A 15,746-nucleotide genomic window follows, 5' to 3' on the forward strand; every position below is an offset into this window, starting at 1 on the left:
CCTCAGGATGACACCTATCTTAAAAAGAACAAGATTAAGGACTTGGGGAGTGTGCAGTTTTAAACTTTAAACTGTGCACTTTTAATTCGTAGATAACACCCACACTTAGTTATATCTTCAATTACGATGGCTGCTGTGGGGTGTGGTTCCGCCGGAACGTCCAAAATTCCCTGCGAGGATTTTGGCCTCTCCCGCATTCAAATTCTTGCTATCCCCAGCTCCTCAGCACTTCGAGGGGTTACCAACACATATTCCTCTGTCTTTTGAGGAACACAGCAGTATTTAACCCTTACCTCTTTTTTATCTCTTACCTTGCTATACCTAGCTGTTAAAGCTGCTATATTTTTAATCCAGCCTAAACCATCGGTATTACGCCGGCCTTTAACTATGGTTATTGGACCGGCGAAATCAGCCAGATCAAAAATCATATCCCCTTGCTCGGCTAAACCGAGAAGACACTCAATCTCTTTTTCGTCCCTGGCGATTATAACCTTAAACCCATTTGACAGCCGGAAGTGCCGGCCATATTTTAAGAGTTGAATATCCGAAACCTCCGGAGATTGATTGGCTAATAGTTCGCGCAGCCGATCAGAAAATTCCGGGTCAGTCAATAGACATCCGCCGGAAGGCACGGGATAATTGCTGATGCCTTTTTGTTTAGCTAAATCTATCTGGTAATTCCTCCCGCGGCCCTGAATATTTAATAATTTATTCCGGTTAACTATGCCGTTTTGTTCGGCAATAGTGGGCCTGAGAAGTTTGGCTGAAAGAGGCCTTAATATTTTACCCTTTAACCCGGCTGCCTTCTCAACCAAATTAAACGCTTCCTGGCGCTGAGACATCGGACGTTCACCCAAAACCTCGCCGGTAACCAAAAATGACGCTCCCGCTTCTTTCATATATTCTGCCGCTTTTTTTAACATACAGACCCGGCAGTCAAGACAAGGGTTCATATTTTTACCGTATCCATATTGGGGAGATTTAACTATACAAATGTGTTCCGGGGTAATATCAAAAATTTTCAACTTTACTCCAATGTTATCTATTGTTGGCAGAGCCTCATTTTTTATAAAAAAAACAGACATAAAGTTAACCGCCTCTATTTCTATCTGTTGTTCTAACATAAGCCGGCCGGCCAAAATACTATCCAGCCCCCCGGAAAATAAAATTACTGCTTTTCTATTCATCCAAGCCCCTTAATTTCTCTAACCCCCTAGAAAAATACGCTGTTAAACAATCGTCCTCCCGGCTAATAATTATTGCCTCGGCTCCAGCTAAACTATTTATCAGTTTTAACCCTTTTTCTTTACCCAAGACAAACACAGCTGTAGCTAAACCATCAGCCTCAAAGCAATCAGAAGCCAGGACTGTTACGCTGACTATTTCGTTCTCGACCGGCCGGCCGGTCCTGGGGTCAATCAAATGGGAAAAACTCTTTCCGTCTTTTAAAAAGAAATTCTCATAATCACCGGAAGTGGCACAGGCCTTATTTTCCAACTTTAGAGTGGTTATAATTCGAGAAAAATGACGGGGATCTTTAATGCCGATAATCCAAGGCATTCTTTTGGCATTTAAACCCAAACAACATATATCACCCCCGGCATTAACCAGGGCATTGTTTATTCCTTCGCTTTTTAATGCCTTAATGGCTTTATCAACCGCGTATCCTTTAGCCACGGCTCCAAGATCAATCCGCATTCCCTCTTTGGCAAATCCAATTTTCTTTTCCTCGTCATCAATAATAATGCTATGATAACCAACCATTGAAAGAGCTTTGTCTATCTGTTCTAAAGAAGGCAGGTTTTCTATTCTTCCTTTTTGGCCAAAACCCCAGAGTTCTATTACCGGTCCCAGAGTTACATCAAAAGCACCGGAAGACAGCCGGCTAATCCAAATAGACTTTTTGATAACCTCTAACAACTCATCGCTGACAACCGCCATTTGTCCCTTACCCGACCTGTTTATTTCACTCAGCTGACTATCGGTTCGGTATATACTCATTAATTTATTTATGCTGTCCATCTCTTCAAACGCCTTATCAACAGCTCTTTTAATCTGCTCAGGTTTTTTATCCCCCTCAGCAACCGAAATTTCAACCACTGTACCCATTAATATCCTGGTGCGTTTAAAATCTTTCTTTCCGCAGCCGGATAAAAAAATTATTGTCAATAAAGTAACCGCTAAAAATTTCTTCATCTTCTTTGACTGAAAATACAGCCGCAATAAGTCTGGCGATAAAGCCGGTATTTTTTACTTAGCTCTATTGCTCTCCTAAAACCATCTCTTTTTTTAAAGTCTCTCTCCAAAAAAAATGAACCGGCTAATGTTTTACCTATCCTGTTTATTGCTTCGCTATTTTTGTGAGGGCTTACGGTCAAAGTAGTAGTAAAGCCATCAAATCCTTCCTGCTTGGCAAACCGCCGGGTCTCATCCAGTCTTGTTCTAAAACAAATTTCGCATCTTTTCCTGCCCTCCGGTTCCTCCTCCAGGCCTTTTGTTAGTTTAAACCACGCCCCCACGTCGTATTTGCCAATAAAAAAAGGAAAATTAAGCCTTTTGGCAAAATTTTCCAGATCATTTAACCTTTTAAGGTATTCAGGTTCGGGGTGAATGTTAGGATTATAAAAAAATCCGCTTACCTGGTTTCCTTCTTCTCTTAACTTTTCTATACACGCAGAAGCGCAAACCGCACAGCATATATGAAGTAATATTTTCATTTCTGGCACTTCGGGCAAAAGCAAGTCGTCCGGCCTTCAAGGGATATTCTCTTTAGCGAAGTGCCGCAAGAAAAACACTTCTCTCCCCTCCGGCCATAAACCTTAAGCCGAAGATGAAAACTCCCTTTTTCACCCCGGCTATCGGTATAATTATTTACTGAAGAGCCTCGATATTTAACAGCGTCTTTTAAAATCTTCTTTAATGCCAAATGGAGTTTCTTAACCTGCTGTTTATTTAAAGAACAGGCCTCCCGGCGGGGATCAATTTTTGCTTGAAACAACGCCTCCTGGGCATAAATATTGCCTATTCCGGCAATAAAGGTCTGGTCCATTAAAATTATCTTGATCTTCCTTTTTGTATTTTTTATTCCCCGGCTAAAGGCATCCAGGCTGAAATCCTCTGATAAAGGTTCAAATCCAAGTTTGGCAATCCCGGGGAATTTTTTATAGTCAGCGGCCAATCTTACCTCGGTAAACAGGCGCCGGCTGTTCAAATTCAAATAATTATTGTCGGAAAGAAGAAAATTCAGGCGTGATTTAATATCATTTTGCCCGTAAATCAACCGGCCGGTCAACTTCAGGTGAATAATTAAAAATTTTCGGGAAGACACTTGAAAAATAAGGTATTTGCCTTTACGGATTATTTTCTGAAAAGTTTTTCCTCTGAGCTGTCTTTTGAATTCTTTAAGGCCGGGGCTCTTAACGATCCGCGGTTCGCTGACCTTTACCTTTTTTATTGACTTATTGAGAATAAATTTCTCAAGCCCCTTTTTAATTGTTTCTACTTCCGGCAGTTCCGGCATAATGATCTTTACCTTTTTTTCTGATGAACCTCGATAAATTTTTCGATGGATCGATCGTATGTTTTTTCTACATCATCGGGAAAAAAACAGGCCGGAAGCTCGCCTAATTTCTGATGGTACCTTATGCATTCGCAGCAAATACCCTTTTTGTCACAAGGTTCATAGGTGCAATTACACCTTGCTTTGTTCTCTTTGAGATTACATTCTTTCATTTATCTATTCTCCTTACTTTTCTTTGCGCCCTCATTTGAGCCTTTTCAGCAACCTAGCCACTCTTTGTCCTAATATTTTACACTGTTTCTCAACGCGCTCATCAGGAGGGCCAATGGAAACAGGGCCGTAATGGTCTCCTTTAGGATTACCCTGGACTATCATTCCGTGAACGATCATCGCGTTCAATATATCGGTTATAGTTGTCTCATTTCCTCCTCCAATATTCGCTGCTGAAGAAAAGGACGCACCTACCTTACCTTCAAGTTGTCCGTGAAAACTTACGCTGTCATCGAAAATTTTTTTTATTTCAGCCGCCATACTGGCGTAATAAGTCGGCGAGCCAATAATAATACCGTCATAATCAAGCAATTCTTCAGCTTTGGTTTTAATCACGTCTTTTAAGGTCACTTCCATGCCTTCCGCCTTTACGCCGCTTTCAACAAAAGAAGCCATTTTTCTGGTATTACCGCTCCGGGAATAATAAACTATCAAGATCTTCGCCATATCTTTCACCTTCCTTTCAAATAACTCTTATGGGCTGCAAGCTATGAGCTATGAGCTTAACTCAAAGCTCACAGCCCACAGCTCACAGCATACTCTGTTTTTTCATAAACACAGCTTCACTGCCAACAGTAGAATAAGGCCCGTGACCGGGATAAACAACTGTCTTATCGCTAAGCGCAAAAATCTTTTCTTTTATTGAGGCAATAAGGTCTTTCTCTGATGCGCCGGGAAAATCCGTCCTGCCAATCCCCCGGCAAAACAGGGTATCCCCGGTAAAAACGATATTATCGGTGGTTAAACATATCCCGCCCGGTGTATGGCCGGGAGTATGAATGACTCTTAAATTTATTTCACCTACTTCTATTTCGTCTTTGTCTTTTAACAAACGGACAGCCGTTGGTGAGGTATAACCCGGACCAAAAAACGCGGATAAATTTTTCGTGGGATTTATTAAACATTCAGCGTCCAGTTCGTGAATATATATCGGAAGATTAAATTTATCATTTACAGCGATGTGATCTATGTGGCCATGCGTATTTATAACTATTTTCGGCTCTAACCCTTCCTGCTTAAGGCAGTTGATAATCTTTTGATAATCATCGCCGGGGTCAATAATCACGGCCTGCCTGGTTTTTTTACAGCCCAGAATATAACAATTGGCCTTCATCTGTCCCACAGTTACAGATCTTATGATCATGCCGTCACTGACCTCGGCTTATCCTGACTGCATTTAAAGATGGTGTCTTTAATAGGGTTGCCCATCACAGGAAGGATGAAAAACCTCTTTAGAGCAGTTTTACCTCCATGGCCCCCGGCGGGCAAGCAGATACGCAAAGTTCACAACCCGTGCATTTGGAAACATCAAAGCCGACCGTCATATCCTCCCTGTTCATAAACAAGGCACCGGTCGGGCAGATAACAGTACAAACTCCGCATTGAGTACAGCGGTTATCGTTACGATGGACATCCTTTTCTAAAAGCTGCAGACCTACCCCTAACTTTTGTAAATAATTGATCCCGTTATTACAATTTGGCTCTTCGCCGGAAAGCTCTACGATCATCAACCCTTCTTCATCAGGAGTAACTTTTGCCTGGAGGATATTGAACGAAAGATCATATTCCTTAACCAGGCGGGAAACAATCGGTTGGTCAACTAAATTACGCGGAAAACGTAGAACTATTTTCTTGGATATCATCTTTAATCCCCCCTGAATATACAAATTACATATGAGCCGTGAGCTATGGGCTGTGCGCTAAAACTCATAGCTCAAAGCTCAAAGCTCACAGCTCATAGCTAACGTGTTTATTTATATTATTTCCACCTCGCCCCAGATGCCAAGTTTCTTACCAACAATAATTACAACTCCTTTTACCCCTTTAATCTCTCTAGCCCGTTCTATTCCCTGATTAATATTGTCGGGAGTTTTAACTATATTACCAACGGCTGTGGCTGCGGCATCAGCAAGGGGTGCGGAATCAGAAATAACCGTTACACTATCAGCCTTACCGAAACTCAGAGAGTGCCCGATCTTACCAGAAGAAGTGCATACTCCTAAGCCTGCCTCAAGACCAGTAAGCCTAAGAGCCACCTTACCGCTTAAGACCGACTCACCGGTATAAATACCCATTATTCTGTCCTGAGAGCTTCTAATAAAGACATCCCCGCCGTTTTCAACTATTACTTCAGAAGAAAAATCTAAAATCCCTTTGCCTACATATTCTGCCACTGCCCCGGCTATTGCAGCCATCGGACCCACATTGGCCACTCGAGAGGCACTAAGCATTTCTCTTACAATTTGAGGAATAGAGCTCGATCTTTTGTTTATTGGTTGTAAGCTATCTTTGAAACGGGGATAACGCGCAATATGATCCTGGATGGTCTTTCTGCACTTTCGAGTAAGGCGCTCTGCCTGAACTGTTAATTTCTTTTTAGCCGAGATAAAAAGATCAGACTCTCCCTCAAGCACTTCAAAATTTACCAGATCCTTGCTTGTTACCCAGCTTCTATATTTTTCTGAACTTTTAACAGTTTTTCTTTTCAATTTAACAGTTTAACCATTCAGCAATTTAGCAGTTTTTATTTTTTCTCCCACCTGAGCAGTTCTATCACCTTCCCCAGAGTAGACCCTTGATCAATCTCCTGTCTTAATCTATTCTCCTGCTCTAAAACTCCCATCGCTCTGTTAGTAACCTCAACTACCCTGTCACGGGGTATGCAGACTAACCCGTCGTCATCACCTACTATCCAGTCACCACTATAAATCTTTACTCCCCCCGTTGTCACCGGAACACCTATCTCCCCAAAGCCTTTAGGTTCACCGGCTGTAGGCATTATTAACCTGGAAAATACCGGAAATTTCAACTTGCGTATCTCGGAAGTATCCCGGACTGCCCCGTCTATTACCACTCCGGAAAGCTTGCGTTGGATTGCGCCGTGGGTCGCCAGCTCTCCCCATACCGCCGGCCCTGCACCTGCGGCATCTATTACTATAACCTGGCCCGGCTCTGCCCGGTCAATTGCCTCAACAGGCTTGGCCCAATCACCAGGATATGTCCGGACAGTCAACGCTTCACCGATCATCTTTAATCCTTCACAAACCGCAGAGATACCCTTTAAATCTCCGCTTCTATGCATTGCGTCTGAAAGATTAGGAGTAGAAACATTTTTTAAAATTTTATAGACCTCATTTATCGAAACCCTTTTAAAGAATTTAGTCTTTAAGGCCACACCGGTAGTCATGGCCTTTTTTATCCCACCGGCTGCCTCCTCAGGTGATTTAGCCTTGGTTATCGCGCCGCCGACTATCACAATGCCGGCTCCGGCTTTTAGCGCCCGGGGAGCACTTTCAGAGTTTATCCCGCCTGCACAGGCCACGGGTATTTTAACTGCCTTTGCTACTTTGCGTAATCTTAGAAACGGGTCCTTCCCCTTCATTTGTTCATCAATAGCACAATGTACTCCTATATAATCAACCCCTATTTTTTCAATCTGCTTTGCCCGTCTTTCTATATCTAAAGTTTTAACTTCGATAAGATCAGCCTCTATCTTTACCCCGTAATTTCTTCCCGCTTCCACGCATTCCCGAATTGTGCTGTCAGAAGCAAGGCCTAAAACGCAAATTATATCAGCCCCGGCCTTGGCCGCTGCCTCTGTCTCGATCCTGCCTACATCCATAATCTTTAAGTCTGCCACAATCGTCTTTTTGGGAAATGTTTCCCTAAGCTTTCTTACAACATCCAGGCCTTCGCTCTTTATTAAAGGCGTTCCTGCCTCCAGCCAATCCACACCGCCTTTTACAGCCTCCTCAGCCACTTTAAGTGCCCGATTCAAATTCAAAAAATCCAACGCTAATTGCAATATTGGTTTCATATCCTTTTATAATATCAACTTAATAGCTTATCTAAAAAATATTTTTAACGCAGATTTTCGCAGATTGCACGCAGATGGTCGCAGATAACAGTTTAGCAATTTAGCAGTTTAGCGGTTACTCCCCGGCTATCTGCACTATTACGTTCCGCGACCTCGGCCGATTATCAAAATCTATCAGCACAACCTGCTGCCAGGTGCCGAGTAAAAGCTTTTTAGCTGTAAACGGCACGCTCAAGCTGGGCCCTAAAAGCGCTGCCCTTACGTGTGAATAGCCGTTTCCATCCTGCCAGGTCAAGTTGTGGCTATAATCTTTTCTCTTTGAGGCAAGTTCCTCAAAAAGCCTTTCAATATCTTTTATCAAGCCCGGTTCATATTCTATGGTCGTAAGACCTGCTGTTGAACCCGGGACAAACACGGTCACAACCCCGTTCTTTAAGCTGCCGGATTCTATGTATTTTCTGACTTGATCAGTGATATTTATAATATCCGTATCACCTTTGGTTTTTAATTTTATCTCTTGCGTCACAATTGCCATAATATATCACCCCTTTTAACAATTTAACAGTTCATCAATTTAACAACTTACTTAAAATTTCCCGCACAGGGTCAATTTTATTTAAGGTAAAAAAATGCAGTCCCGGCGCCCCTCCGTCAAGGAGATCCTTACATTGCTTAACCGCAAATTCAACACCGGCTTTATAAGTAGCCTGCTCATTGCCGACAAGCGGCTTAAATATATCATGGACCTGCCGGGGAATCCTCGCCCCGCAATCAGCACAAAACTTTATCAAGCTTTGATAATTGGTTATTGCCAAAATACCGGGGATAATCCTCTGGGTAACGCCTATTTTTCTTACGCGTTTCAGATATTCAAAATAATCCTGATTATTAAAAAAAAGCTGGGTTATTACAAACTCCCCGCCAGCATCCAGTTTGACCTTGAGATACTTTGAATCTGTTTCTTTATCAGGCGAGTTCACGTGGCCTTCGGGAAATCCGGCAACCCCAACACTGAAAAAATCACCGTGAGACCTTAACATCTCGCAGAGTTGATAACAATATTCTAAGTCATCCCGAACAGGCTTAGAGGCATCAACTCCCCTGGGAAGATCCCCGTATAAGGCCAGGACATTACGGATATTTTTCTCCCTCATCCGGTCAATTATCTTTTTAAGTTCTGCCCGGCTATGCCCGGTACAGGTAAAATGATGCATTGCGGGTATGGCAAAACGCTTCTGGAGCTCATCCACTATCCTGATGGTCTTTTCCCTGGAACCTCCGCCCGCTCCATATGTCACCGAGAAAAAATCAGGCCTGAGTTTTTTAAGTTCACCGGCAGTCTTAAACAACTTGATCTCACCCTGTTCTGTCTTCGGGGGAAAAAATTCAAACGAACAGGTTTGATCTTTCTCTTTAAAAATATCTGAAATCTTTCTGATCAACTCTACTCCCCGGTATAACCTCCGGTTATATTATAACTGACTATTTTTTAGTTCTCTGCGATTTAAAAGCATTGACCACGTTTCTCATCAGCATAACAACCGTAAGAGGTCCTACGCCTCCGGGCACCGGAGAAATAAAACCCGCCTTTTTCACCACGCCTTCAAATTCCACATCGCCCATTATTTTCCCGTCAACTTTGTTTATCCCTACGTCAATCACTATGGCGCCTTTTTTAACCATCGCGGGCTTTATTAACCGCGGTTTTCCGGCAGCGGCCACCAGGATCTCAGCCCGCTTGGTATGAAACAACATATCCCGGGTAGCTGTATGACAGATAGTAACCGTGACTCTTCTATCGAGTAAACACATTGCTAAGGGCCTGCCTATTATATCACTGCGGCCGATAATTACTGCTTCTTTGCCTTTTAAGTCCACTTTCGCTGCCTCGATCAATTCTATTATCGCCAGAACTGTGGGAGAGATCATCTCTGTGTTTTTTTGCGGAGTTATAAACCTGCTTATCTCCTGCCAGTTTAGATGAGCCGGAAAAGGTCTTTGAATCATAATTCCGTTTATCTGCCTGTTCTCATTTAGATCCTTAATTAATTCGATTACTTTTTTTTCTTTTATGTTAGGCTTCAATTTATATACCCGGTGTTCTATCCCCAGGGTCTGGGCTGTTCTTTCCTGAGACCTGAGGTAAATAACCAGGTCCGGACTCTGACCTATTTGAATAACAGCTAACCGGGGAATAGTCCTATACTTGCGCTTGAGCTTCTCTATTTCTTGCCTTAACCCGTCTTTCAACGAACGGGCCATCGCCCTGCCATCTAATATAATAGCGCTCATTTTTTCTCGTCCATCCTCTTGCTGACCTCCTGATAGATAACCTGCCGATAATTAACTATTTCTTTGGCCAGGGGTTTTAGTGTCTGATTAACTTCTCCGATAATCTTTTGGTCCTTTAAATATTTCAAGTTTATCTTAACATTGAGATATGCCGAATAAAATGCGCCTTCTAATAAAACAGCGCTTACTCCCACGTCGCTGATCAAATTAATATTGGCTGTTGCCAGGGAAGATTTACAGATCTTAATCGCCTCATAGCATAACAGGCATACATTCAGCGGAGGGCTTAAGGCAGTTTTAAGAGCTTCCTGAACAGCCTCGGTCCTTTTAGACTTTTGCTCCGAGCTTTCCCGGGGCATCTTATAGGCCTGCATAACTTTTCCGAAAGCCGTTACGTCCTCATCGATTAATACAATCAACCTGGATCTTATATCTAAAACCGGCTCTGTTAATCCCTCACTAAAATGCGCCACCATGCTCATAAGGCTAACCCCTAAGGCCCCTACCAGGGCAGATACACTCCCGCCTCCGGGTGTAGACTTTTTACCGGCTAAATCATCTAAATATTCTTTTAACACATCTCCATACATTTTAAACTCCCTTCCATTCCATTACCTCCACGTTCCGAAAGACGAGGGACGAAGGATAATAAGCTATGAGCTTTTTAGCACATAGCCCACAGCTCACAGCCCATTGCCCATTGGTGTTTTTTCTCAGAACAGTCCCACTGTTTTCCCGCTCTTATCAATATCCACCTCTGTCCCCGCCGGGACAGAGGGTAGGCCGGGCATAGTTCTCATTTTACCGCAAAGAGGATATAAAAATCCTGCCCCTACCGAGACATTGATATCGCGAATCGGAAGTGTAAAACCAATGGGCCTGCCCTTTAACTTGGGATTATGAGAGAGAGAAAGATGGGTTTTGGCCATACAAACAGGCAATTTATCATAACCTCTTTTAGTATATAACAATATTTTTTTCTCGGCCAAAGACGAATATTTGACTTTCTTAGCGCCATATATATCTACAGCTATCTTTTCGATCTTCTTCTTTATCGGCATATCTAACGGATAAAGATATCTGAAACTGCTTTTTTTACCGCAGGCCTTGATCACTGCCCGGGCTAAGACCTTTCCGCCATTTGCGCCCCGGGCCCAGAGCTCACTTACTACCGCGTCTTCAGCACCGCTATCCAATGCCCTCTTACGAACTACCTCTATTTCCCCATCCGTATCCTGTTTGAATTTATTGATCGCCACAACTATCGGAATACCAAAAATCCGTAAATTTTCTATCTGTTTTTCTAAATTTAAACATCCCCTTTCTACCGCATCTATATTTTCCTTTAGCAAGCCAAGGTCAAAAGGCTTTCCGGCAGCTATTTTAAAATCTCCGCTATGCATCTTCAGCGCCCGAATAGAAGCTACAATAACCGCGCAACTCGGCTTAAGTTTAGAATAACGACATTTAATATTAAAAAATTTCTCTGCCCCGCAATCCGCGCCAAATCCACTTTCAGTAACTACATAATCGGTTAATTTCATACCGATCTTGTCCGCTATTATTGAAGAATTCCCATGGGCAATATTGGCAAATGGGCCGGTATGAACCAGACAGGGAGTATTTTCCAGCGTTTGTATCAGGGTAGGCTTAATCGCGTCCTTTAAAAGGACCGTCATTGCCCCGGCTGCTTTCAAGTCATCAGCAGTTATCGGCTCACCATCATAAGTAGACGCCACGGTAATCTTTCCCAGACGCCTGCGCAAATCGAAAAGATCCGTAGTAAGGGCCAATATCGCCATTACCTCGCTGGTTGCGGTAATATCAAAACCGCTTTTTCGGGGAAATCCGTTATTTTTACCGCCCCGGCCAATAATGATATTACGTAAAAACCTGTCGTTAATATCTATCACTCTTTTCCAGGTAATTGTCAAAGGATCTATGTTTAATTTATTCCCTTTTAATATAGAGTTATCCAAAAAAGCGGCCAGGAGATTATGGGCCAGCCCCACAGCATGTGTATCGCCGGTAAAATGTAAATTAAAATCTTCCATTGGCACTACCTGGGAATATCCTCCTCCGGCTGCTCCGCCTTTAATTCCAAACACCGGACCCAATGAAGGCTGACGGATAACAGCTATAGCCGGCTTGCCTATTTTATTAAGCGCCATTGACAGGCCGATAGTAGTCACTGTCTTACCTTCTCCCAAAGGGGTCGGGGTAATGGCTGTAATGTCGACATATTTACCGTCCGGTCTGTTTGCCGGTCTCTTCAATATTCCAAGCGACACCTTGGCTTTATATTTGCCGTATAACTGCAATTCTTTTTCTTTAACGCCTATTTTCCCGGCTATTTGAGCAATCGGCCTCAACTTTGCGATTTGAGCGATCTTTAAGTCACTGAGTATTTTTTTCACCAACTTTTCCTCTTTTACATTTTTATTAAAGCAAGCGCTTCCGAACGCGTCTTTTCATTTGTCCTGAATATCCCCCTTACCGCGCTGGTAACAGTAACACTGCCCGGTTTCTTCACTCCCCTCATGGTCATACAAAGATGCTCTGCTTCAATTACCACCAGCACTCCCTGGGGCTTTAATTTTTTCATAATAACATCGGCTATTTGGGTAGTAAGCCTTTCCTGAACCTGAAGCCGCTTGGCCAATATATCTACAACCCGGGCAAGCTTACTAAGTCCTGTTACCCTGTTACCTTTGGGAATATATGCTACATGTGTCTTGCCAATAAACGGAAGAAGGTGATGTTCACAAACAGAATAGAGAGGGATATTTTTCAAAAGGACTATTTCATCGTGGCCCTCTGCTAAAAGAACTTCCAGCTCCCTGCCGGGGTCTTTATTTATCCCGCTTAAGACCTCTTCGTACATTTCAGCGACCCTCTTGGGCGTCCCTAAAAGATCCGGCCTTTGGGAGTTTTCACCCACTGCTTTAAGTATCGCTTTAACCGCCTGCTCTATCTTTTTTTTATCCATTTTATTTCCCAATGCAAAACTGTGAAAAAACCTGTTCTAATAGATCCTCGGACGTTGTCTCGCCGGACACTGTTCCCAGGCTGTCCATTGCGTCTTTTAAATCAAATGCTATAATTTCCGGCAATGCATCCTGCTTTAAGCCATCCTGAACTTTAATCATAAATTCTAATGTTTTGACTAATGCGTCTTTATGCCTGAGGTTGCTGACCAACGGCTCATTATCATTCAAAGTCGGCTTGCCCCGGAAAACCATTTCTAAAATAGCTTCTTCCAACAACTCCAGACCTGTTTTTCGGGTAGCGGAAATTTTGACTATTTTTTTAGCCTTTACTGCCTTTTTTATCTGATCTAATTTTATTCTCAGGGGTAAGTCTATTTTATTTATCACCACTATCAGTTTTTTATCCTTGATCTTATCAGCCACCCTTTTATCTTCATCACTCAAAGGCCGGCTAGCGTCAAGCATAAACAGTATCAGATCTGCCTCGGCTATCATCGCATCAGCCCTTTTTGCGGTAAGGTAGCCGATATAATCTGTTTCTTCAGTCAATCCCGCCGTATCAATAATCCTTAATGCCAGGCCTTTTATGTCTACTTGCTCTTCTATCGTGTCCCTGGTAGTACCAGGTAAAGGAGTGACTATTACCCGATTTTTTTTTAACAAGGCATTCATCAGGCTTGATTTACCAACATTTGGCTTACCGCAAATGACCATTGAAAGGCCTTCCCGTAAGATCTGCCCTTGTTCAAAAGAACTTACCAGCCTTTCCATGTTTTTAATTATGTCATCAACCCTGGAGTTTAGTTCTAAAGGGCTGGTTATATCATCTGGAAAATCTATCCTCGCCTCCAGATTGGCAGATATATCAAGTATTTTATCACGTAGCGAATTAATCTCTTTAGATAACCCTCCTTCTAATTGTTTAAACGCGCACTTCAGGCTTCGGTCAGTCCTGGACTTAATAATATCTAAAACCGCCTCTGCCTGGCTTAAGTCTATCCGGCCGTTCAAATAAGCCCGTTTGGTAAACTCGCCTGGCTGAGCAAGCCTTGCCCCTGAACTAATCGTCAGGTCCAGGATTCTTTTTAAAGGGACCACCCCGCTATGACAATTGATCTCAACAACGTCCTCCCTGGTATATGTCCGGGGCGCGCGCATCACCGTCAGAATAACCTCGTCAATCAGCTCAGAATTTACGCCAATATAGCCGTAATGTGTGGTAAATGTTTGAAACTCGGAAGGCTTTTTGCCGTTCTTAGACTTAAATATTTTGTCAGCAATCGCCAGCGCATTTTTTCCGCTCAGCCGGACAATACCCACACCGCTTTCACCGATCGGCGTTGAAATAGCGGCAATTGTATCCTCTAGCGAAATTAATTTACTCATAATAGCCCGTTATCAAATCCTAACTTCAAAGTACTACGGTTATAAGTCATAGGTCATAGGTTTCACTTATAACTTATGACTTAAAACTTATGACTTTTTTATGACCTAATTTGATTTATTTAGAGTCTAGTTTTAACACCTCTCCTATCAGATAAAGTGAACCGGTCACCAGAATTAAATCATCTTTTGAGGCAACCTGCCTAACTTCTGCCAATGCTTCTTTTATTGATCTCGTCAAAACTGTATTCTGACAATATTTCTTAACCTCAAGCTCAAGCACTTCTGGTTCAGTTGCCCGGGGATTATCCGCCTTTGTCAGAACAACCTGCCTGGCCTGCGGGCAAAGTTCCCCGGCTATCCCTTCTATATTTTTATTGGCTGAAACACCCAGCAGGAGAATTAAATTGTCAAAAGAAAAATCTTTGAGAGACTCTCTTAACGCCCCTGCCGAAGCACGGTTTTGGGCGCCGTCCAGTATCAAAAGAGGTGATTTTTCAATAACCTGCATCCTTCCCGGCCAAACAACTTTTTTTAACCCTCTTTTTATTGAATCGGATGATACCTTAATGTTGTATCTTTCTAATCTCTTAATAACTTCGAGAGCCAAGACTAAATTCTGCCGTTGATAGCGGCCGCTAAGAGAGAACAGTCCTGCATACTCATCATAAGTTTGTCCATTAACCTGATGAAAAGGGGCTCGCTTCTGACTGCAGGCATGTTTTATAATTTCGGTTACCCCTTCAGGCTGAGTCAAGCTAACAACTGAACATCCCTGTTTGATTATCCCTGCTTTTTCCCGGGCAATATCAGTTAAATGCGGGCCCAATTTATCGGTATGGTCAAGGCTTATTGGAGTAAAAACAGCTACCAGCGGCCTGACCACATTAGTGGCATCTAACCTTCCCCCCATCCCTGTTTCCAGTACCGCGATATCAACGTTTTTACGGGCAAAATACAAAAAGGACAGGATCGTATAAATTTCGAAAAAACTAATCTCGCCAAGATCCTTGTTCTGCCGGATCTCTTCAACCGCTGGTTTTACTTTTTCGATAAACGAAGCGGCTTCTTCTTCAGAAATCATTCCTTCTAAACCTAATAAATCAGGCTGTGAGTTATGGGCTATGGGCTGTAAGCTTTTGCTCATCACTCTTATTCTTTCTCTCGGCGAAATCAAATGGGGTGAGGTATAAAGGCCGACCTTCAGGCCATTCTCTTTAAGTATAGAACTAATTGCAGCTGCTACCGAACCCTTACCCTTTGTCCCGGCAATATGAATGGACTTAAATGTTTCTTGCGGATTATCAAAGAACTCACAAAGCCTCTCCATCCTTCGCAAATTCAAAGAAGCGTTATAGGGATAATCTATAATCTTTTCGTAATCAATAAAAGAATCAAGATACTCGAGAGCCTGTTTGTAATTCATTTTAAACAATTGAATCCTAACTTTAAAACACTAAAGTCATAAGTCATA

18 protein-coding genes are annotated in these 15,746 nt (G+C 42.7%); all 18 read right to left on the reverse strand.

Annotation, left to right across the window (positions count from 1 at the left end):
* Positions 1 to 197: 197 nt before the first annotated feature.
* On the reverse strand, positions 198 to 1,187 hold the full coding sequence (locus U9Q08_03325; protein MEA3328746.1) for a tRNA 4-thiouridine(8) synthase ThiI: 990 nt from the start codon (positions 1,185 to 1,187) through the stop codon (positions 198 to 200).
* Complete coding sequence (locus U9Q08_03330; protein MEA3328747.1) at positions 1,180 to 2,196, reverse strand: FAD:protein FMN transferase; 1,017 nt, start codon at positions 2,194 to 2,196, stop codon at positions 1,180 to 1,182. The genes U9Q08_03325 and U9Q08_03330 overlap by 8 nt, the downstream gene beginning before the upstream one ends.
* The gene (locus U9Q08_03335; protein MEA3328748.1) at positions 2,193 to 2,717 is read right to left on the reverse strand and encodes an epoxyqueuosine reductase QueH; all 525 of its coding nucleotides are present in this window, start codon (positions 2,715 to 2,717) and stop codon (positions 2,193 to 2,195) included. Before U9Q08_03335 ends, U9Q08_03330 begins: the two co-directional genes overlap by 4 nt.
* Positions 2,714 to 3,520, reverse strand: a complete 807-nt coding sequence (gene mutM / locus U9Q08_03340) for a DNA-formamidopyrimidine glycosylase (GenBank protein MEA3328749.1) — start codon at positions 3,518 to 3,520, stop codon at positions 2,714 to 2,716. Before mutM ends, U9Q08_03335 begins: the two co-directional genes overlap by 4 nt.
* 8 nt (positions 3,521 to 3,528) lie before the next feature.
* Positions 3,529 to 3,732 carry a DUF6485 family protein gene (locus U9Q08_03345; protein ID MEA3328750.1) on the reverse strand — a complete coding sequence of 68 codons (204 nt, stop codon included), beginning with the start codon at positions 3,730 to 3,732 and terminating at the stop codon, positions 3,529 to 3,531.
* 31 nt (positions 3,733 to 3,763) lie between these two features.
* The gene (locus U9Q08_03350) at positions 3,764 to 4,237 is read right to left on the reverse strand and encodes an NAD(P)H-dependent oxidoreductase (protein ID MEA3328751.1); all 474 of its coding nucleotides are present in this window, start codon (positions 4,235 to 4,237) and stop codon (positions 3,764 to 3,766) included.
* Positions 4,238 to 4,319: 82 nt separating this feature from the next.
* Complete coding sequence (locus U9Q08_03355; protein MEA3328752.1) at positions 4,320 to 4,934, reverse strand: MBL fold metallo-hydrolase; 615 nt, start codon at positions 4,932 to 4,934, stop codon at positions 4,320 to 4,322.
* 88 nt (positions 4,935 to 5,022) lie between these two features.
* A complete protein-coding gene (locus tag U9Q08_03360; GenBank protein ID MEA3328753.1) occupies positions 5,023 to 5,433 on the reverse strand; it encodes an NIL domain-containing protein in 411 nt (136 codons plus the stop codon).
* 111 nt (positions 5,434 to 5,544) lie between these two features.
* Positions 5,545 to 6,279, reverse strand: coding sequence for a UPF0280 family protein (locus U9Q08_03365; protein MEA3328754.1), 735 nt, complete (start codon positions 6,277 to 6,279; stop codon positions 5,545 to 5,547).
* A gap of 35 nt (positions 6,280 to 6,314) precedes the next feature.
* Positions 6,315 to 7,607 carry a 3-hexulose-6-phosphate synthase gene (hxlA, locus tag U9Q08_03370; protein ID MEA3328755.1) on the reverse strand — a complete coding sequence of 431 codons (1,293 nt, stop codon included), beginning with the start codon at positions 7,605 to 7,607 and terminating at the stop codon, positions 6,315 to 6,317.
* A 115-nt stretch (positions 7,608 to 7,722) separates the two neighbouring features.
* Entirely contained in the window at positions 7,723 to 8,142 is a 420-nt protein-coding gene (locus tag U9Q08_03375; GenBank protein MEA3328756.1) for a secondary thiamine-phosphate synthase enzyme YjbQ, read from the reverse strand.
* Between the two features lie 34 nt (positions 8,143 to 8,176).
* Positions 8,177 to 9,049 (reverse strand): methylenetetrahydrofolate reductase [NAD(P)H], encoded by an 873-nt coding sequence (gene metF / locus U9Q08_03380; GenBank protein ID MEA3328757.1) that lies wholly within the window; start codon positions 9,047 to 9,049, stop codon positions 8,177 to 8,179.
* 40 nt (positions 9,050 to 9,089) lie between these two features.
* Positions 9,090 to 9,899, reverse strand: coding sequence for a bifunctional 5,10-methylenetetrahydrofolate dehydrogenase/5,10-methenyltetrahydrofolate cyclohydrolase (locus U9Q08_03385; protein MEA3328758.1), 810 nt, complete (start codon positions 9,897 to 9,899; stop codon positions 9,090 to 9,092).
* A complete protein-coding gene (locus U9Q08_03390) occupies positions 9,896 to 10,489 on the reverse strand; it encodes a cyclodeaminase/cyclohydrolase family protein (GenBank protein ID MEA3328759.1) in 594 nt (197 codons plus the stop codon). The genes U9Q08_03385 and U9Q08_03390 overlap by 4 nt, the downstream gene beginning before the upstream one ends.
* Positions 10,490 to 10,612: 123 nt before the next feature.
* Positions 10,613 to 12,316, reverse strand: a complete 1,704-nt coding sequence (locus U9Q08_03395) for a formate--tetrahydrofolate ligase (GenBank protein ID MEA3328760.1) — start codon at positions 12,314 to 12,316, stop codon at positions 10,613 to 10,615.
* A gap of 14 nt (positions 12,317 to 12,330) precedes the next feature.
* Entirely contained in the window at positions 12,331 to 12,888 is a 558-nt protein-coding gene (gene folE / locus U9Q08_03400; protein ID MEA3328761.1) for a GTP cyclohydrolase I FolE, read from the reverse strand.
* A gap of 1 nt (position 12,889) precedes the next feature.
* Positions 12,890 to 14,275 carry a tRNA uridine-5-carboxymethylaminomethyl(34) synthesis GTPase MnmE gene (gene mnmE, locus U9Q08_03405; protein MEA3328762.1) on the reverse strand — a complete coding sequence of 462 codons (1,386 nt, stop codon included), beginning with the start codon at positions 14,273 to 14,275 and terminating at the stop codon, positions 12,890 to 12,892.
* A gap of 115 nt (positions 14,276 to 14,390) precedes the next feature.
* The gene (locus U9Q08_03410; protein ID MEA3328763.1) at positions 14,391 to 15,698 is read right to left on the reverse strand and encodes a folylpolyglutamate synthase/dihydrofolate synthase family protein; all 1,308 of its coding nucleotides are present in this window, start codon (positions 15,696 to 15,698) and stop codon (positions 14,391 to 14,393) included.
* Between the last annotated feature and the right edge of the window lie 48 nt (positions 15,699 to 15,746).

The organism is Candidatus Omnitrophota bacterium (assembly GCA_034717435.1).
Lineage (GTDB): Bacteria > Omnitrophota > JAUWXU01 > JAUWXU01 > JAUWXU01 > JAYELI01.